We start from the raw sequence: 15,564 nt of genomic DNA, 5'->3' as shown, positions 1-15,564 counted from the left end.
GCGGCCTTGTGATTCAATTCCGGCTGATGTATAGGCTCGCCGACCGTTTTAGAAGCCGTGGCTCCTCAATAGCTGCGGCTTCGAGTTTTAAAAAGGGGCGCATCGACGCAGGCTTCAGCCCGTCGGCAGCACCCGGCAAGCCAGGAACAGACCCATGAAGACCGACATCCATCCCGACTATCACACCATCAAGGTCGTCATGACCGACGGCACCGAATACATGACCCGTTCGACCTGGGGCAAGGAAGGCGATACGATGAACCTCGATATCGACCCGACCACTCATCCGGCCTGGACCGGCGGCCAGCAGACCCTGCTCGACCGCGGTGGCCGCCTGTCGAAGTTCAAGAAGCGTTTCGAAGGTTTCGGCCTCTAAGCACTGGCGTTTCGCTGATCGAGAAACCCGCCCTCGTGGCGGGTTTTTTATTGATTGGGCCTCAGCGGCAATCATCTCAGGTTTGGCGCTGCCCCTCACCCTTACCCTCTCCTCGTGAAGAACGGGGCGAGGGGTCGCCGGCGCTGGAGTTCCCCCTTCTTCCCGTCTCTAACGAGGAGAAGGTGCCGGCAGGCAGATGAGGGCCAGCGCCCCGCTTCCGCAGTTGATCGCCACCACCTAACGGCCTGTCCCTACGAGCACGGCGGCCTACCCGTCCACCAGCTCGCGCAGCGCCATTCGCTTGTAAGCGGCAACCAGCCTGTCGCCTTCTTCTCGCCCGACCGAGATCGCCAGCCGCATGGCGGCTTCGCCCAGCTGCCAGATGAGAAATGCCGTCGCTTCCAGCGCCGCCGGATCGGCAGACGGCCGCAGCCTTTTCAGCACCGCAGTGAGGAATTCGGCGTTGGCCCGGCTGTCGGCAAGCTCAAGCTCGCGCAGCGCCTTGTCGGCCTGCGTGCCCGACCAGATATCGCGCATCACCGGCTCCGCCAGGAACATTCCGTAGTAGGTATCCACCAGTTCCGAAAACGCCTTCCACAGGCCTTCGGCGTCCCTGACCTCCGCCAATGCCGTGGCAATGCAGGCCTGGCTTTCCGCGGTGTAGCGCTCGGCCAGCGCCCAGATGATTGCCCGCTTGTCCGGGAAGAACTGGTAGAGCGAGCCGATCGACACGCCAGCCCTCTCGGCCACCACTCCCATGCGCATGGCGTCGCTGCCTTGCTCGGCGATCAGCGCCGAGGCGGCGGCCAGCATGCGCTCGACCCGCTCGCGGCTGCGCTGCTGGCTCGGTGCCCGGCGCGGCGATGCGATCTGGCCGTCCTGTGAATCCGATACGGCAGAGCCTTCCATCACTGTCTCCCGACGAAGAATCAACAAATTGGCTTGACTCGCAAAATACGAGGGTTTATCACGTTTTGCAAATGTGAGGATTACTCACATTTCAAACTGAGGAAAATCGACATGAACCCTACTGTAACGAGACCAACTTTGATCCTCGGCGGCACCGGCAAGACCGGCCGTCGCCTCGCCGAGCGGCTGACGGCGCGGGGCCTACCGGTACGGATAGGCTCGCGCTCGGGCACGCCACCCTTCGACTGGGAAAACAAAGCCACTTGGGAACCCGCCCTTGATGGTGTCGGCGCCGTCTACATCAGCTACTATCCTGATCTTGCGGTGCCCGGCGCGGCCGACACGGTCGGCGTCTTCTCTCGCCTTGCCGTGCAGTGTGGTGTGCGCCGGCTGGTGCTGCTGTCGGGGCGCGGCGAAACGGAAGCGCAACGTGCCGAAGAGATGCTGAAAGCCTCAGGCGCCGATTGGACGATCCTGCGCTGCGCCTGGTTTTCCCAGAACTTCAGTGAGGGGTTTCTCGTGGATGCCCTGCGCGAGGGCGAGGTGGCGTTGCCGGTCGGCAATGTCGGTGAGCCATTCGTCGATGCCGACGATATCGCGGACGCCGCCTTTGCCGTACTAACCCGGCAGGGCCATATCGGCCAGCTCTACGAGTTGGCCGGGCCGCGGCTGCTGAGCTTCGCCGACGCGGTCGCCGAAATCGGCAGGGCCGTCGGCCGCGACATTCGTTTCAAGCGGATTTCACACGCCGAGTTCACCGCCGCCATCGCCGAGCATGAGTTGCCGGCCGAGTTCGCGTGGCTGCTCAACGAGCTGTTCACCGAAGTCCTCGACGGCCGCAACGAGTCGCTGACAGACGGCGTCGAGCGCGTGCTCGGCCGCGCCCCAAAGGACTTTTCCGCCTACGCAACCGAAACCGCCTCAACCGGCATCTGGAGCAACTGACATGATCATGAAACTGCTTCCCACCCTCACTTTCGTCGCTGCCATTGGCTCAGGCGTTGTCGGCGGCGTTTTCTTCGCCTTCTCCAACTTTATCATGCCGGCGCTCGGCCGCTTGCCTGCCGGAGGCGGCATCGCCGCCATGAATTCGATCAACATCACCGTGATTACGCCGGCATTCATGACCGCGCTTTTCGGCACCGGGCTGGTCTGTCTTGTCCTTGCCGCCGGCGCTCTTATCGGCTGGAGCCAACCGGGTGCATTCTGGCTCCTCGCCGGCGCCCTGATCTACCTCGTCGGCAACCCGATCGTGACGATGATGTTCAACGTGCCGCTCAACAACGCCCTGGCCGCCGTCGATCCGACAAGCGCCAACGGCGCTGCAGTATGGGCCACTTATCTCAGGGACTGGGTGATGTGGAACCATGTCCGCACCATCACCGCCATCGTGGCGCTGGGCTGCTTCATCTTCGCCTGGCGGTGAATGCAGGACGGAAGTGTAAAAGGCCTCAGGCAGGGTCTTTTGACTTATCGCCCTTGCGGTCGGCATGGCCCAGATCGCGATCCGGATCGATGACGTCGCGAACCAGTTGCTTGAGCTTTGCGGCGTCGGGGAAACCGCCGTCCCGCTTGCGGTCCCAGACCAGCGTGTCATTGCAGGAAATGGTGAAGATGCCGCCGGTGCCGGGCACCAGCGTCACTTCGCCCAGATCGGTGCCGAAGGTCGACAGCAGCTCCTGCGCCATCCAGCTGGCCCTGAGCAGCCACAGGCACTGGGTGCAATAGGTGATGCGGACGCGGGCTCTGTCTGACACGTTCATGTCTCGGTCTCATCTGCGCGAACTGTGGTTACGGCAAATCGATCGTGTATCGGGTCGTTGCCAAGAGCTATGGATATTGCGATCCAGATCGGCCAGACCATAACCAAGACCAACGCGGCGTATGCACCGACAATCTCCAGCCGGGAGAAGTCCTGCGCGACCCCAGGAGCGCTGCCCCAAGCCTGAACAGTGTACCACCCTCCCATGAACATTATGGGCAAAGCGCCGAGAAATTTCATTCCCTGCCGCCGAACAGCCTTTCGTACGGGCAGTCCGATTCTATTTTTGTCATCCTGGTCATGCACTATGAGCGCCGCGAACCGCTTGCCGATTGGCTGGCCAGAGGTCAACTCCATGACAAGGAGATAAGACGCGAGAACGACCAGTTCGAGGAAACCCAGATCCAATGCTGCCGGTCGGATATTGCCCTGCGAATCCAAATCAAATGAGATGGAGGGATTTCCTTCAGACTGTGAGCCCGAAGCCGTTCCCAGGGCCCATTCGGCGACCGTCAAACCGAACAGCGACGTTCTGCATATCTGCCAATCGTAACGGGCAAATGATGGATCACTTGCTCCGTTTAACGTAGCCGCCTGACATAGTCTCCAGTTCAACCAAAAGCTGCCTTTGACTCCGCCGTCAGTTAGCAGAAACAAACCCGCTACAAGTCCGTAAAGAGGTATCAGGACGATAAGATAGTCGATGATCGAAGCGAACAGCCGGCGCCATATGCCACCCCGGCGAGGCCAGGACATCGCGTCAGAAAAACGAGCCTCGTCAGTGTCAGTCATCCGTCCCCCATCAGTAACTGACAGCTCTAGAAGAAAGATACGTGGTCGATGCGCGGCGTTCTCAACTTACGCCGCGCTGAGCTTCGCCAAGGTCTCCTCGTCGACCTCGAAATTGGCGTAGACGCTCTGCACGTCGTCGTCGTCTTCGAGCGTCGCGACCAGCTTCATCAGCGATTGTGCCCGCTCCTCGTCGACCGCGATATTGGTCTGCGGCTTCCAGATCGGCTTCACCGATTCGGCCTCGCCGAGTGCGCCTTCCAGCGCCTTCGACACTTCGCCGAGATTCTCGAAGGCGCAATAGATCGTGTGGCCTTCCTCGTCCGACTGGACATCGTCGGCGCCGGCCTCGATCGCTGCGTCCATCACCTTCTCGGCGCTGCCGGCCGATGCCGGATAGTAGATCTCGCCGACGCGGTCCCACATGAACGAAACCGAGCCGGTCTCGCCCATCGCCCCGCCGGCTTTGGTGAAGGCAGCGCGCACATTCGACGCCGAGCGGTTGCGGTTGTCGGTCAGCACCTCGACGATCAGCGCGACGCCGCCTGGCCCGTAACCCTCGTAGCGAACGGCTTCGTAGGTCTCGGCATCGCCCATCGACGCCTTGTTGATGGCGCGCTGGATGTTGTCCTTCGGCATCGACACCGCCTTGGCGTTCTGCACCGCAAGGCGCAGGCGCGGGTTCATCGATGGATCGGGCGTGCCGCTCTTGGCGGCGACGGTGATTTCGCGCGCCAGCTTGGAAAACATTTTCGATCGCACCGCATCCTGGCGGCCCTTGCGATGCATGATGTTCTTGAACTGTGAATGGCCAGCCATGGCACCCCTGTCGTTTTCTCGGCTAGAGCATCTGCGGCCTGGTGAACCACCCGGCGCCTTGCAAAATGCTCGAATTCAAAACTTCAGAACGTCCTGCTGCGTCCGGACGGACGTACGGCGCTCTCTGTCGGAATGGCCGGCTTATAGATAAATCGGCTCAATTCGTCCAGCCGCGCCATTGCGTCGGACACGCAAGGGTCTCAAGGCCCGAAAGTGGCAGGCTTCGGCAACCTTTCATCCCTCAAGATCGGATTTCAGCCGGTCGAGGATGCTGATCGCGTGCGTGGCATATTGACTGATCCAGCGGTCGTGGATGTGCTTGATCGGCAGCGCGTTGAGATGGTTCCAGCGTTCGCGCCCCTGCCGGCGCACCACGACCAGGTCGGCCTCCTCCAGCACCTTCAGATGCAGCATGACCGTGCAGCGGTCCATGTCTGGGAAGGCATCGCACAGCATGCCGGTGGTCTGCGGCGCATCCTTCAGCCGGTCCAGCAACGCACGCCGGCGCGGATGCGCCAGCGCCTTGAAAACATTGTCGTCCTGCGCCGTGCTTGACATGTTATGTTTTTATAACATAATGCCGTTGCATTCAAGGAAGGAGCTGTGGATATGTCTCTTGGATTCAGGGTTTCTGGCCGCATCGGCAAACCCGTCGCCGAAGTCTTCGATGCGGTCGTCAATCCGAAGAAGCTCAGCGGCTACTTCACCACGATCGGCGGCGCCAGCGCACCGCTGCTGGCGGGCGCCACCGTCATCTGGTGGGGCAAGGTTCCCGTGGAGGTCGACAAGGTGGAGAAAGACAGCCGCATCGTGCTGCGCTGGGATGCGACCGACGCCGACGGCGAGCCCGCCTACAAGACCCGCATCGAGATGAATTTCGAGCCGCTCGACGACGGCGGCACCTTCGTCACCATCGCCGAAACCGGCTGGCACGAGGACGCGGTCGGCCTAAAGAAATCCTACCTCAATTGCGAGGGCTGGTCGCAGATGCTGGCCTGCATGAAGGCCTATGTCGAATACGGCATCAATCTGCGCGACGGCTATTACCGCAGCGAGATGAAGGGCGAGCCGGCCAACGAGAACAACATCTGAGAGCAAATGGAGTAAGAATGACCGCGAAGATCACCGGCGGCATCAACATCGCGATGAAAGTCCCGCCGCATCAATACCAGGCAACGATCGCCTTCTATCGCGACGTCATCGGCCTGAAGCCATTCACGGCCAAACCGCCGGCCGTCGGCTTCGAACTCGGTCCCAATCGACTGTGGATCGACGAGGCGCCGATGATGAGCCAGGCCGAGATCTGGCTGGAACTGTTCACCGATGATTTTCCGGCCGCAGCGGAGCATCTCGCCAAGGCCGGTGTCGTGCGCTGCGACGCCATCGAGGCACTGGGTGAAGGCTTTCGCGGCGGCTGGATCACCAACCCGGCCGACATCATTCACCTGGTGCGCGAACCCGATGCCTGGTGAACAGGCGGCACCGTGGAAAGGAGGACGATATGGAAATCCGCGAAACACCGACCGCCGAAGCCGGCATGCTGATAAGGCGGCCGGTCGCCGACGTATTCGAAGCCTTCGTCGATCCGGCGATCACGACGAAGTTCTGGTTCACCCATGGCAGCGACAGGTTGGACAGCGGCAAGGAAATCCATTGGGAATGGCGCATGTATGGCGTCTCGACGACGGTCAATGTCCGTGAAATCGTCGAAAACAAGAAGATCTTGATGCAATGGAGCGATCCGCCGACCACGGTCGTGTGGACCTTTACCGAGATGCCGGGCGCCACGACCTTTGTCGAGGTCCGCAATTTCGGCTTTGCCGGCAGCCTCGATGAGCAGGTCAAGCAGGCGATCGATTCGACCGGCGGTTTTGCGCTGGTGCTCGCCGGCGCCAAGGCGTGGCTGGAGCAAGGCGTGATGCTAGGCCTGATCGGCGACCGCCATCCGAAAGGCGTGCCGGGGCATTAGGTCAGCCGCGGTGGGTCATCCTCAGTGCCCGCCGCCCTTTGCCTTCTTCCGCCGCCGCGCCAGCATGTTGAGCCCTTCGACCAGGGCCGAAAAACCCATGGCGGCGTAGATATAGCCTTTCGGCACATGATAACCCATGCCGTCGGCGATCAGGGTCATGCCGATCATCAGCAGGAAGCCCAGCGCTAGCATGACGATGCTGGGGTTCTTGGCGATGAAATCGGCCAGCGGCCCGGCCGCCAGCATCATCACGCTCACCGCCACGATCACCGCGATGTACATGATCGCGATTTCGTCGGTCATGCCGACGGCGGTGATGATCGAGTCAATCGAGAAGACGAGGTCGAGCAGCAATATCTGGAAAATCGCGCCGGCCAGCGAAAGCTGCAGCGTCTCGCCCATCATCGTGTCCTGGTGATCATCGAGATCGACCGTGTGGTGGATCTCCTTGGTCGCCTTCCAGACGAGAAACAGGCCGCCGGCGATCAGGATCAGGTCGCGCCATGAAAACCCGTGGCCGAAGGCGGTGAATATAGGCGTCGTCAGTTGGACGATGATCGAAATGGTGGCCAGCAGGATCAGCCGCATCACCAGCGCGGCGGAGATGCCGAGCCGCCGGGCGCGGGCTCGCTGCGCTACCGGCAATTTGTTGGTCAGGATCGAGATGAAGATCAGATTGTCGATGCCGAGCACGACCTCCAGCACGATCAGCGTCAGCAGCGCGACCCACGCAGTCGGGTCGGAGACAAAGGCGAAATGCGGCGCCAGGAATTCGACTAGCTGCATGGAGGTCGTCCCCTCTACGATCTAGAGCAGTTTCGCCGGCAATTGGGTATTGCAAGCGTCTATATCAATGTCACGACCAGAAGGATGGAGCCGTTTCCTCGAGCCGCGGGCCGCGGCGAAACGGCGCGATCCGTTCGGTCAGGCCGCTACGGTCGGAAATGTCGACGCCGACGCCGCACAATGTCGCCGGTCCGGTCGACGCCTCGAAGCGGCCTTTCGGCACCTTGGACAAGAACCGGTTGAGCGGCTCCTCCTTGTCCATGCCGAGCGAGGAATCGTAATCACCGCACATACCGGCATCGGAAATATAACCGGTGCCGCCATTGAGAATCTGGTGATCGCCGGTCGGCTGATGCGTGTGGGTGCCGACAACAAGACTGGCACGGCCGTCGACGAAATGAGCGAAGCACATTTTTTCCGAGGTCGCCTCGGCATGGAAATCGATGACGATTGCATCGGCCTGCTCGCCAAGCGGACAAGCGGCAAGTTCGCGCTCGCCGGCCTGGAACGGATCGTCGAGCTCGGGATGCATGAACACCCGACCCATGATGTTGGCGACCAGCACGCGCGCGCCGTTCCTGGCGATATAGACGCCTGAGCCGCGCCCCGGCGTACCCTTGGGGAAATTGGACGGGCGCAGGAAGCGCTCTTCGCGCGGCGCGAAAATCAGCGCATCGCGCTGGTCCCAGACATGGTTGCCGGTGGTGACGACATCGGCGCCGGCCGAGATCGTCTCGCGAAAAATCTCCTCGGTGATGCCGAAGCCTCCGGCGGCGTTCTCGCCATTGACGATGACGAAGTCGAGTTTGAAATCCGAGATCAGGCCGGGCAGTTGTTCCCACACCGCCGTACGTCCTGTCTTGCCGACCATGTCGCCGAGGAAGAGAAGTCTCATATAAGCGCGATCCCGAACCGAAGGTCAGCGAAGCAAAAAGCTGCATGACTTTCGGAAAAGACCATGCGTCCAGGAACTTATCTACAATTTCGGCGCGAACCGGCGCAACCCGCTCTCGGTGAGTATTTCGGGAATGATCACGTCATGCGGCTCGTCCGGCACCAGGGCCACCTCCTGGCAGTCGAAGGCAACGCCGATCAGCCGCGGCTGCTGGCCCTTGTCGGCCAGCCGCCCGATCGCCCGATCGTAATAGCCTGCGCCGTACCCGATTCGGTGCCCGCGCGCATCGAAGGCGGCAAGCGGCACCAGCATAAGCTGCGGATCGAGCACCTCGGCTTCCTCATGCGGCCCGACTGTGCCGAAACCCATGTCGATCATCGGCGCGCCGCGCACCAGTTCGCGAAAAACGATGGTGGTCTTGTCGAGGATGGCCGGCAGGCAGAGCCTTGCGCCCTTCTCGCGCAGGGCAAACATCAGCGGCCGGACGTCGACTTCCGAGCGCATCGGCCAGAAACCGGAGACGATTTGGCCCGGCTCGACCGTGATCCGGTCGCGCGCCGTCTCGGCCATTTCGAGTGCTGCCTCCACACGCCAGAAAGGATCGAGCGCATCGCGGCGCCCGAGGGCTTGGTTGCGGAGATTTTTTTTCAGGTCTTTTGGGGATGTCATGCGCCGACGGTAGCAAAGGTCCGATTTGGATGGAGTTTTACGAGCGACGTTTTGGAAGAGCGGGGCGAACTTGTCGTTCGAGAGCACCGCAAAAAGCGGCGCGACGACAAGATCCGCCAGATGGCCTTTTCGATAGGTGACGATCCACACAACCGGTGGAGAGAGCGATCCCGGGAACCTACAAAGTAGGTGGGCGCCGTATGAGAAAACCCACGGGTCTTCCCAGGGACAGCTCCCTAGGGATCATTAAGGCCCCGGGGAAAATGTTCTCCTGCCGGGAAGCGCAGACCGTCATGCCCAATATAGGCTGACGCCAGACCAAGCGCCAGAGAGGCGACATGTTTCGAGGCGTAATTCGACGCAGAACCCCTCGGCGAGGGCCGCGCCGGCAAGATCTTCGCTTCGCCAGCGGCGCCTTGCACAGCGAAGGCCGCGTCCTTAGGGTCGCGCGATGGACCCGGGAGCAAAAATGCGTTTCGAAGGCACGGCGGCCTACGTTGCCGACAAGGATCTGATGGTGGCGGTCAACGCGGCGATCGCGCTTGAGCGGCCATTGCTGGTCAAGGGCGAGCCCGGCACCGGCAAGACCGAACTTGCCCGTCAGGTGGCGGCAGCGCTCGGCCTGGATCTGATCGAGTGGCACGTCAAATCGACCACGCGGGCGCAGCAGGGCCTCTATGAATATGATGCCGTCTCGCGGCTGCGCGACAGCCAGCTCGGCGACGAGCGCTTCAACGACATCCGCAATTACATCAAGCGCGGCAAGCTGTGGGACGCCTTCGCCGCCGGCAAGAAGGTGGTGCTTCTGATCGACGAGATCGACAAGGCCGATATCGAATTCCCCAACGATCTGTTGCAGGAACTGGATAGGATGGAGTTCTTTGTCTACGAGACCGGCGAGACCATCCGCGCCACCGTCCGGCCGATCGCCGTCATCACATCCAACAACGAAAAAGAGCTGCCGGACGCCTTCCTGCGCCGCTGCTTCTTCCACTACATCCGCTTTCCCGACGTCGAGACGCTGCACAAAATTGTCGACGTGCACTATCCCGGCATCAAGCAGAACCTGGTGCGCGCCGCACTCACGCAATTCTATGAAATCCGTGACGTGCCCGGCCTCAAGAAGAAGCCGTCGACCTCCGAGGCACTCGACTGGATCCGCCTGCTTGTTGCCGACGACATCGCGCCCGAAGACCTGCGCGCCGACGCGAGGAACGCGCTGCCCAAGCTGCACGGAGCCTTGCTGAAGAACGAACAGGACGTGCATCTGTTCGAGCGCCTGGCCTTCATGGCGAGACGGCAAGGGTGAGGGGCGGTCGACGAAAGCCGCCGGACAGCGCTTTCCCGTCGCTGGACCGTTGCCGCCAGCGAGGCGTGAAGGCAGCTTCGTGTTGCCGAATTCAGAGGAAATGAAATGACCGAGATCACCGTCCGCCCGCTTGCGCAACCCGACCATGCCGACTGGCGGCGTCTGTGGACCGCCTATCTCACCTTCTACGAAACCAAGCTGCCGGAAGACGTTTACGCCGTCACCTGGAAGCGGCTGTTCACGGCGGGCGAGTTCGAGCCGAAAGGCTTCATCGCCACCCTCGACGGCAAGGCCGTCGGCCTGACGCACTATCTCTACCATCGCTCCTGCTGGTCGCAGATAAACAACTGTTACCTGCAGGACCTGTTCGCCGACCCCGATGTGCGCGGCAAAGGCGTCGGCGCCGCCCTGATCGAAGCGGTCAAGCAGGAAGCCGGCAAGATCGGCGTCAAGAACGTCTACTGGATGACCCACGAGACCAACACCACCGCACGCAAGCTCTACGACCACGTGGCGCGCAGGACCGGCTTTATCGAATATGATCTGCTATGATGAAGCCTACGATTGAAATAATCACCTGTGCGCAATATATTGCGCATGATCAGGGGCGACAGTGCCGCTGATCGAGACCAACACGCGCAAGATTGTCACGAGGCTTTTACGTGACGGCTGGGTGAACGTAGGCGGCGGCAAACACGAGAAGTACGAGCATCCGGAAAGGCCGGAGATCATGATCATTGTGCCGCGGCATCGCGAACAATCTCTGGGTGTTGCGCGGTCGATCGCCCGGCTTGCTGGATGGATTTAAGGACGAATCATGACGCACTATGTCGGAATTCTTGACGGCGCAGATGAAGTCTGGGGAGTGCGGGTGCCTGATCTTCCCGGATGTCACGGCGGTGGCGCAAGTCCCGAAGAGGCGATAGCCGATGCGACTTCTGCCGTTCGCGAATGGGCAGAGACACGAATGGCGAAGAACTTGCCCTTGCCCGCCGCGCGCACTGTGGCAGATCTGCTCCGACTGGGCGAAGTCGATAGCGCTGCCGGTGAATCCGCCGTGATGATCCCTGTGCTGATCGATTCCGGACGGCCTGTCCGGGCCAATCTGTCGCTCGACGCAGGTCTTTTGGCGGCAATCGACGAAGAAGCGGGTCGGCGTGGTCTGACGCGTTCCGCCTTTATCGCCAGCGCCGCACGGGAGAAGATCGAGGGACACAGATAAAGTCGGACCATGTTCATCCCCTTCTTCCTCGAACTGAAGGCAGCGCGGGTTCCGGTCTCGCTCCGCGAATATCTGTCGCTGCTGGAGGGGTTGGAGGCCGGGCTGGTCGACTATGATGTCGAGGGCTTTTACTATCTCGCCCGCGCCGCGCTGGTGAAGGACGAGCGACACATCGACCGCTTCGACCAGGTCTTTTCGCACGTCTTCAGAGGTGTCGAGGCGCTGGCTGGCGAAACCCAGGTCGATGTCGCAAACATCCCGGAGGAATGGCTGCGGAGGCTTGCTGAAAAGCACCTGTCGGACGAGGAGAAAAAACTGGTCGAGGCGCTGGGTGGCTTCGAAAAGCTGATGGAGACGCTGAAGAAACGACTGGAGGAACAAAAGGGCCGGCATCAGGGCGGTTCGAAATGGATCGGCACCGCCGGCACCTCGCTCTTCGGCGCCTATGGCTACAATCCCGAAGGCGTGCGCATCGGCCAGCACGGAAGCCGCAACCGCCGCGCGGTAAAAGTCTGGGACACGCGCGAGTTCAGGAATTTCGACGATGCCGTCGAGCTCGGCACCCGCAACATCAAGGTCGCGCTGAAGCGGTTGCGCCGCTGGGTGCGCGAAGGCGCCGAAGAGGAGTTCGACCTGCCCGGCACCATCCACGCCACCGCCGAGCGCGGCTATCTTGACATCAAGACACAACCCGAACGTCGCAATGCCGTGAAGCTGCTGATGTTCTTCGATGTCGGCGGCTCGATGGACGACCATATCAGGAGTGTCGAGGAGCTGTTTTCGGCCGCCCGCGCCGAGTTCCGCCAGCTCGAATATTTCTACTTCCACAACTGCCTCTACGAAGGCGTGTGGAAGGATAATCGCCGCCGCCATGCCGAGGTGATTCCGACGTCCGACCTCCTCCATAAATATGGCCCCGACTACAAGGTGATCGTCGTCGGCGACGCCTCGATGAGCCCCTATGAGATCGCCCATCCCGGCGGCTCGGTCGAGCATTGGAACAAGGAGGCCGGCGCCGTCTGGCTCGGCAGGCTGCTGCAGCAATGGCCGAACGCCATTTGGCTCAATCCGGAAGACGCGAAGAACTGGGGCTATACCCATTCCATTGCCATGATCCGCGATATCTTTGGCGGCCGCATGTTTCCGCTGACGCTCGCCGGCCTCGAAGCCGCGACGAAGCAACTTTCAAGGAAGCACTGAATGGATGCGCGCAAAACAGGAGGGTCGACCTGTTTCCTTTGCCTGCAATGCGGTGTCCAGTTCGCGGCGACAGCGACGCCGCCGCAACATTGCCCGATCTGCGAAGACGAGCGGCAATATGTGCGCTGGGAGGGCCAGGCCTGGACCACGCCGGAAGAGCTCGCGGCCGGGCATCGGGTCGTGGTGAGGGACGACGCCGGCGTGCTCGCCTTCGGCATAGAGCCGCGCTTCGCCATCGGCCAGCGGGCGTTGCTGGCGCAAACGCCGCACGGCAACATGCTGTGGGACTGCATCTCGATGGTCAGCGACGAGGCGGTGGCCGAGATCAACCGCCGGGGCGGCCTGGCCGCCATCGCCATTTCGCATTGCCATTATTATTCGGCAATGGTCGAGTGGAGCGAGGCGTTTGGCGGCGTGCCGATTTATCTGCATGCCGATGATCGTCAGTGGATCATGCGGCCGCATCCGGCGATCATCAGCTGGGAAGGCGAAACGCGCGCCATAAACCCGTCGCTGACGCTCATCCGCTGCGGCGGCCACTTTGCCGGTGGCCAGGTGCTGCACTGGAAGCGCGACGGCGGCAATGCCATGCTGGCCGGCGACATCCTGCAGGTGACGCCTACGCGCCGTCATGTCAGCTTCATGTACAGCTACCCGAACTATATCCCGCTCAACGCGACGAAAGTGCTCGGCATCAAGGCCGCGCTGGAGCCTTTCACGTTCGACCATATCTACGGCGCATGGTGGAACCAGAATGTCATCGGAGACGCAAAGGCGGCATTTTCAGCATCGGTTGGGCGCTATCTCGCGGCCATCGCCTGAGGAATTCGTCGCAGCAGGATAGGAAATACGAGCAAACGCCGTAACAAATGCCTATTTCAGGCGAAGTTGGGAAGGCAACCCAAATAGCGACATAAGCTAAGAGGAAAAAATGGACAGCCACACCTACCCCGTTACCCGCACCGATGCCGAATGGCGCGCCCGGCTGACGCCCGAGCAATATGCGGTGATGCGCAACCACGGCACCGAACGGCCGGGAAGCTGCGCCCTGCTGCACGAGAAGCGCGCCGGCACCTTCTCCTGCGTCGGCTGCGACCAGCGCTTGTTTGAATCCAAGCTGAAATTCGAGAGCGGCACCGGCTGGCCGAGCTTCAACGATCCCGTGCCGGGCTCGGTCGAGACCACCGTCGACCGCAGCTACGGCATGGTCCGTACCGAGTGCCATTGCGCCCGCTGCGGCAGCCATCTCGGCCATGTCTTCGACGACGGCCCGCCGCCGACCGGCCTGCGCTATTGCATCAACGGCGTGGCGCTCAAATTCGAGCCGGCCGCCTGACCGTCAGGCCACAACCACCAGGATCAGCCACAACGTGGCGCCAAGCGTCATCAGCGAGGCCTTGGCGCCACTCGATTTTCCGGCAGTTCGCCAAACGGCAAAGGTCAGGAAGATATTATAGGGCACCGGCGCGAAATGCACCGCCAGGACTAGCGCAAGCGGCAGCTTCAGCCCAAGCAGAATGAGCGCCGCCACCGACAACGCGACGTTGATCGCTGTGCCGACAACGACCATATCGCGCCAGAACAGCCGATCGAGCGGCACGCCGCCCAGCCAGCGTGAGCGGAAGAAGGCGGCAACGCGCGACATGATCGTCATCGATCGACCGGCTCCCTTGCTCTGCTCACCAGAGCGATTCTAAGGATTGCGTCTGGAAATTCTGCTTTATTCCTGACCCAGAACTTCGGCAATCGCGCGCTCGAAACGTGAGGCTTCCGTCACCAGCCAGTCGGTCATCGCCGGCCAATTGTCTTCGGCAAAACAATTCACCCGCCACATCGAATTGATGCCGAGGCCGTCGCAACTTTGTTCTGGCCTGAGCTTCAGCCTGTCTTCGATGGCCGGCTGGAACGGCTTCAACCGTGACCAGGCTTGCGTGGCACCGAGCTTCTCGTTGCGGCCGAAGAAGACGCCGACATGATTGTGCGCAGGCGCGACATACATGGAAATGACCAATGCGAAATCGGGCAGCCCACGCTGCCAGAACCACGGTCCGCGCCTCGCCAGCAGAGCCCTTTCATCCGGATGCCGTTCCGCGAACAGCGTCCAGAAGCTGCGTTGGCGGAATTCAGAGGCGCGGCGGGCGCCAAAATCGAATTCGCTCATGGTTCGATGCTCGCTCCGGCATCAGGCCGAGAACTGTTGCCGAGACGGTTTCGAAAATTCGCTCTGGCGGGTCGTATGGTGGTGGTTTCGAAAACCGGAGCGCGGCGGACTTTAGGTCCGTGAGCGCTGGAACCGCCGAAAACACCATCGGATTGCCGCCGGAGTAGAATTTCCAGACAGTCTCTACACCATTCCAAGCGCGGCCTTGTAGAGGTCGAGAATGGATTCCTCTTCCTGCCGCTCGGCCTGGTCTTTCTTGCGCAGCCGGATGATCGACCGCATCGCCTTGGTGTCGAAGCCGGTGCCCTTGGCCTCTGCAAACACTTCCTTGATGTCGTCGGCAATCGTCTTCTTCTCTTCCTCGAGCCGCTCGATGCGTTCGATGAAGGCGCGCAGCTGGCCGGCGGCAACAGTCTGGCTGGTCTCGGTGATGTCGTCGGCCATATTCTTCTCTCCGCGTCGTTTCTCGCCGCGACTCGGGGTAACCCGAGCGGCGAATTGCAGCGGTTCGATGCCCGACCGGGCGCGGCGGGTCAAGGTGCTATCGATGCGGCATGAAGGGGTTGGGCACGCCTTAAGGTGTGTTGAGATTCAGGTCAGGCCGAGCCGAAAACGATGGCTGCCGAGAACCGGAGCGGGAGCGTACCCGAGTACGTGAGCACCGGAAGCGCAGGAAGCCGGCGTTTGCAGGCCGGCAT

Annotated in this window: 24 protein-coding genes and 1 other RNA gene; 13 read left to right on the top strand and 12 right to left on the bottom strand. The window is 61.5% G+C overall.

Translation table 11 applies throughout. From position 1 onward, the window contains the following. Positions 1-154: 154 nt before the first annotated feature. Positions 155-376: a 50S ribosomal protein L31 gene (gene rpmE / locus NKJ12_RS04420; protein ID WP_006327661.1), complete on the top strand. Its 222-nt coding sequence runs from the start codon at positions 155-157 to the stop codon at positions 374-376. Positions 377-643: 267 nt separating this feature from the next. Here the strand turns inward: rpmE and NKJ12_RS04415 are convergent, their stop codons facing one another. Then, the gene (locus NKJ12_RS04415; protein ID WP_352504930.1) at positions 644-1,285 is read right to left on the bottom strand and encodes a TetR/AcrR family transcriptional regulator; all 642 of its coding nucleotides are present in this window, start codon (positions 1,283-1,285) and stop codon (positions 644-646) included. A gap of 111 nt (positions 1,286-1,396) precedes the next feature. Between NKJ12_RS04415 and NKJ12_RS04410 the strand changes: the two genes are divergently transcribed. After that, positions 1,397-2,230 carry an NAD(P)H-binding protein gene (locus NKJ12_RS04410; RefSeq protein ID WP_352504929.1) on the top strand — a complete coding sequence of 278 codons (834 nt, stop codon included), beginning with the start codon at positions 1,397-1,399 and terminating at the stop codon, positions 2,228-2,230. A 1-nt stretch (position 2,231) separates the two neighbouring features. Beyond that, positions 2,232-2,711: an anthrone oxygenase family protein gene (locus NKJ12_RS04405; RefSeq protein WP_254816440.1), complete on the top strand. Its 480-nt coding sequence runs from the start codon at positions 2,232-2,234 to the stop codon at positions 2,709-2,711. A gap of 25 nt (positions 2,712-2,736) precedes the next feature. Here NKJ12_RS04405 and NKJ12_RS04400 read toward each other — a convergent pair whose 3' ends face one another. From NKJ12_RS04400 to NKJ12_RS04385, 4 genes are all read right to left on the bottom strand, one after another. Then, on the bottom strand, positions 2,737-3,048 hold the full coding sequence (locus NKJ12_RS04400) for an Rdx family protein (protein WP_352479629.1): 312 nt from the start codon (positions 3,046-3,048) through the stop codon (positions 2,737-2,739). Further along, entirely contained in the window at positions 3,045-3,839 is a 795-nt protein-coding gene (locus NKJ12_RS04395; RefSeq protein ID WP_352504928.1) for an RDD family protein, read from the bottom strand. Before NKJ12_RS04395 ends, NKJ12_RS04400 begins: the two co-directional genes overlap by 4 nt. Positions 3,840-3,905: 66 nt before the next feature. After that, a complete protein-coding gene (locus tag NKJ12_RS04390; RefSeq protein ID WP_254816437.1) occupies positions 3,906-4,655 on the bottom strand; it encodes a YebC/PmpR family DNA-binding transcriptional regulator in 750 nt (249 codons plus the stop codon). A gap of 234 nt (positions 4,656-4,889) precedes the next feature. Next, positions 4,890-5,213, bottom strand: coding sequence for an ArsR/SmtB family transcription factor (locus tag NKJ12_RS04385; RefSeq protein ID WP_352504927.1), 324 nt, complete (start codon positions 5,211-5,213; stop codon positions 4,890-4,892). Positions 5,214-5,264: 51 nt separating this feature from the next. On the opposite strand from NKJ12_RS04385, the gene NKJ12_RS04380 reads away from it, so the two are divergent. The 3 genes from NKJ12_RS04380 to NKJ12_RS04370 are packed head-to-tail and all read left to right on the top strand — an operon-like array spanning position 5,265 to position 6,624. Continuing rightward, positions 5,265-5,747, top strand: a complete 483-nt coding sequence (locus NKJ12_RS04380) for an SRPBCC domain-containing protein (protein ID WP_254816435.1) — start codon at positions 5,265-5,267, stop codon at positions 5,745-5,747. 17 nt (positions 5,748-5,764) lie between these two features. Then, entirely contained in the window at positions 5,765-6,127 is a 363-nt protein-coding gene (locus tag NKJ12_RS04375; RefSeq protein ID WP_352479626.1) for a VOC family protein, read from the top strand. Positions 6,128-6,156: 29 nt separating this feature from the next. Then, the gene (locus NKJ12_RS04370) at positions 6,157-6,624 is read left to right on the top strand and encodes an SRPBCC family protein (RefSeq protein WP_352479625.1); all 468 of its coding nucleotides are present in this window, start codon (positions 6,157-6,159) and stop codon (positions 6,622-6,624) included. Positions 6,625-6,645: 21 nt separating this feature from the next. Here NKJ12_RS04370 and NKJ12_RS04365 read toward each other — a convergent pair whose 3' ends face one another. The 4 genes from NKJ12_RS04365 to ssrS all read right to left on the bottom strand — a co-directional run bounded on the left by NKJ12_RS04365 (position 6,646) and on the right by ssrS (position 9,267). Next, positions 6,646-7,410 (bottom strand): TerC family protein, encoded by a 765-nt coding sequence (locus NKJ12_RS04365; protein WP_254816433.1) that lies wholly within the window; start codon positions 7,408-7,410, stop codon positions 6,646-6,648. A gap of 70 nt (positions 7,411-7,480) precedes the next feature. After that, the gene (locus NKJ12_RS04360; protein WP_023678036.1) at positions 7,481-8,305 is read right to left on the bottom strand and encodes a TIGR00282 family metallophosphoesterase; all 825 of its coding nucleotides are present in this window, start codon (positions 8,303-8,305) and stop codon (positions 7,481-7,483) included. An 81-nt stretch (positions 8,306-8,386) separates the two neighbouring features. Next, positions 8,387-8,974, bottom strand: a complete 588-nt coding sequence (locus tag NKJ12_RS04355; RefSeq protein ID WP_352701350.1) for a 5-formyltetrahydrofolate cyclo-ligase — start codon at positions 8,972-8,974, stop codon at positions 8,387-8,389. 137 nt (positions 8,975-9,111) lie between these two features. Then, positions 9,112-9,267: non-coding RNA, 6S RNA (gene ssrS, locus NKJ12_RS04350), on the bottom strand. 176 nt (positions 9,268-9,443) lie between these two features. Here ssrS and NKJ12_RS04345 point away from each other — a divergent pair. The 7 genes from NKJ12_RS04345 (at position 9,444) to msrB (ending at position 14,041) form a co-directional block, all read left to right on the top strand. Continuing rightward, positions 9,444-10,283, top strand: a complete 840-nt coding sequence (locus NKJ12_RS04345; RefSeq protein ID WP_352504925.1) for an AAA family ATPase — start codon at positions 9,444-9,446, stop codon at positions 10,281-10,283. 105 nt (positions 10,284-10,388) lie between these two features. After that, positions 10,389-10,835: a GNAT family N-acetyltransferase gene (locus NKJ12_RS04340; RefSeq protein ID WP_352504924.1), complete on the top strand. Its 447-nt coding sequence runs from the start codon at positions 10,389-10,391 to the stop codon at positions 10,833-10,835. 61 nt (positions 10,836-10,896) lie between these two features. Then, positions 10,897-11,091: a type II toxin-antitoxin system HicA family toxin gene (locus NKJ12_RS04335; RefSeq protein WP_126104508.1), complete on the top strand. Its 195-nt coding sequence runs from the start codon at positions 10,897-10,899 to the stop codon at positions 11,089-11,091. Positions 11,092-11,100: 9 nt separating this feature from the next. After that, complete coding sequence (locus NKJ12_RS04330; RefSeq protein WP_254816428.1) at positions 11,101-11,505, top strand: type II toxin-antitoxin system HicB family antitoxin; 405 nt, start codon at positions 11,101-11,103, stop codon at positions 11,503-11,505. Between the two features lie 9 nt (positions 11,506-11,514). After that, positions 11,515-12,705, top strand: a complete 1,191-nt coding sequence (locus NKJ12_RS04325) for a vWA domain-containing protein (RefSeq protein WP_352701349.1) — start codon at positions 11,515-11,517, stop codon at positions 12,703-12,705. Further along, the gene (locus NKJ12_RS04320) at positions 12,706-13,527 is read left to right on the top strand and encodes an MBL fold metallo-hydrolase (RefSeq protein ID WP_352687150.1); all 822 of its coding nucleotides are present in this window, start codon (positions 12,706-12,708) and stop codon (positions 13,525-13,527) included. It abuts the gene before it with no gap. Between the two features lie 109 nt (positions 13,528-13,636). Beyond that, a complete protein-coding gene (gene msrB, locus NKJ12_RS04315; protein ID WP_352504922.1) occupies positions 13,637-14,041 on the top strand; it encodes a peptide-methionine (R)-S-oxide reductase MsrB in 405 nt (134 codons plus the stop codon). Positions 14,042-14,044: 3 nt separating this feature from the next. Here msrB and NKJ12_RS04310 read toward each other — a convergent pair whose 3' ends face one another. From NKJ12_RS04310 to NKJ12_RS04300, 3 genes are all read right to left on the bottom strand, one after another. Beyond that, positions 14,045-14,359, bottom strand: coding sequence for a hypothetical protein (locus NKJ12_RS04310; protein ID WP_254816425.1), 315 nt, complete (start codon positions 14,357-14,359; stop codon positions 14,045-14,047). A 66-nt stretch (positions 14,360-14,425) separates the two neighbouring features. Then, entirely contained in the window at positions 14,426-14,866 is a 441-nt protein-coding gene (locus tag NKJ12_RS04305; protein ID WP_254816424.1) for a DUF4268 domain-containing protein, read from the bottom strand. A gap of 183 nt (positions 14,867-15,049) precedes the next feature. After that, positions 15,050-15,310, bottom strand: a complete 261-nt coding sequence (locus tag NKJ12_RS04300) for a DUF2312 domain-containing protein (RefSeq protein ID WP_023719653.1) — start codon at positions 15,308-15,310, stop codon at positions 15,050-15,052. Positions 15,311-15,564 lie beyond the last annotated feature (254 nt).

Source organism: Mesorhizobium sp. M0195, assembly GCF_040322115.1.
Lineage (GTDB): Bacteria > Pseudomonadota > Alphaproteobacteria > Rhizobiales > Rhizobiaceae > Mesorhizobium.
This window is presented reverse-complemented; position numbering and strand designations above follow the sequence as displayed.

Coding starts and splice junctions, on each gene's coding strand:
- rpmE (WP_006327661.1), top strand. CDS start 155: ATGAAGACCGACATCCATCCCGACTATCACACCATCAAGGTCGTCATG.
- NKJ12_RS04415 (WP_352504930.1), bottom strand. CDS start 1,285: ATGGAAGGCTCTGCCGTATCGGATTCACAGGACGGCCAGATCGCATCG.
- NKJ12_RS04410 (WP_352504929.1), top strand. CDS start 1,397: ATGAACCCTACTGTAACGAGACCAACTTTGATCCTCGGCGGCACCGGC.
- NKJ12_RS04405 (WP_254816440.1), top strand. CDS start 2,232: ATGATCATGAAACTGCTTCCCACCCTCACTTTCGTCGCTGCCATTGGC.
- NKJ12_RS04400 (WP_352479629.1), bottom strand. CDS start 3,048: ATGAACGTGTCAGACAGAGCCCGCGTCCGCATCACCTATTGCACCCAG.
- NKJ12_RS04395 (WP_352504928.1), bottom strand. CDS start 3,839: ATGACTGACACTGACGAGGCTCGTTTTTCTGACGCGATGTCCTGGCCT.
- NKJ12_RS04390 (WP_254816437.1), bottom strand. CDS start 4,655: ATGGCTGGCCATTCACAGTTCAAGAACATCATGCATCGCAAGGGCCGC.
- NKJ12_RS04385 (WP_352504927.1), bottom strand. CDS start 5,213: ATGTCAAGCACGGCGCAGGACGACAATGTTTTCAAGGCGCTGGCGCAT.
- NKJ12_RS04380 (WP_254816435.1), top strand. CDS start 5,265: ATGTCTCTTGGATTCAGGGTTTCTGGCCGCATCGGCAAACCCGTCGCC.
- NKJ12_RS04375 (WP_352479626.1), top strand. CDS start 5,765: ATGACCGCGAAGATCACCGGCGGCATCAACATCGCGATGAAAGTCCCG.
- NKJ12_RS04370 (WP_352479625.1), top strand. CDS start 6,157: ATGGAAATCCGCGAAACACCGACCGCCGAAGCCGGCATGCTGATAAGG.
- NKJ12_RS04365 (WP_254816433.1), bottom strand. CDS start 7,410: ATGCAGCTAGTCGAATTCCTGGCGCCGCATTTCGCCTTTGTCTCCGAC.
- NKJ12_RS04360 (WP_023678036.1), bottom strand. CDS start 8,305: ATGAGACTTCTCTTCCTCGGCGACATGGTCGGCAAGACAGGACGTACG.
- NKJ12_RS04355 (WP_352701350.1), bottom strand. CDS start 8,974: ATGACATCCCCAAAAGACCTGAAAAAAAATCTCCGCAACCAAGCCCTC.
- NKJ12_RS04345 (WP_352504925.1), top strand. CDS start 9,444: ATGCGTTTCGAAGGCACGGCGGCCTACGTTGCCGACAAGGATCTGATG.
- NKJ12_RS04340 (WP_352504924.1), top strand. CDS start 10,389: ATGACCGAGATCACCGTCCGCCCGCTTGCGCAACCCGACCATGCCGAC.
- NKJ12_RS04330 (WP_254816428.1), top strand. CDS start 11,101: ATGACGCACTATGTCGGAATTCTTGACGGCGCAGATGAAGTCTGGGGA.
- NKJ12_RS04325 (WP_352701349.1), top strand. CDS start 11,515: ATGTTCATCCCCTTCTTCCTCGAACTGAAGGCAGCGCGGGTTCCGGTC.
- NKJ12_RS04320 (WP_352687150.1), top strand. CDS start 12,706: ATGGATGCGCGCAAAACAGGAGGGTCGACCTGTTTCCTTTGCCTGCAA.
- msrB (WP_352504922.1), top strand. CDS start 13,637: ATGGACAGCCACACCTACCCCGTTACCCGCACCGATGCCGAATGGCGC.
- NKJ12_RS04310 (WP_254816425.1), bottom strand. CDS start 14,359: ATGACGATCATGTCGCGCGTTGCCGCCTTCTTCCGCTCACGCTGGCTG.
- NKJ12_RS04305 (WP_254816424.1), bottom strand. CDS start 14,866: ATGAGCGAATTCGATTTTGGCGCCCGCCGCGCCTCTGAATTCCGCCAA.
- NKJ12_RS04300 (WP_023719653.1), bottom strand. CDS start 15,310: ATGGCCGACGACATCACCGAGACCAGCCAGACTGTTGCCGCCGGCCAG.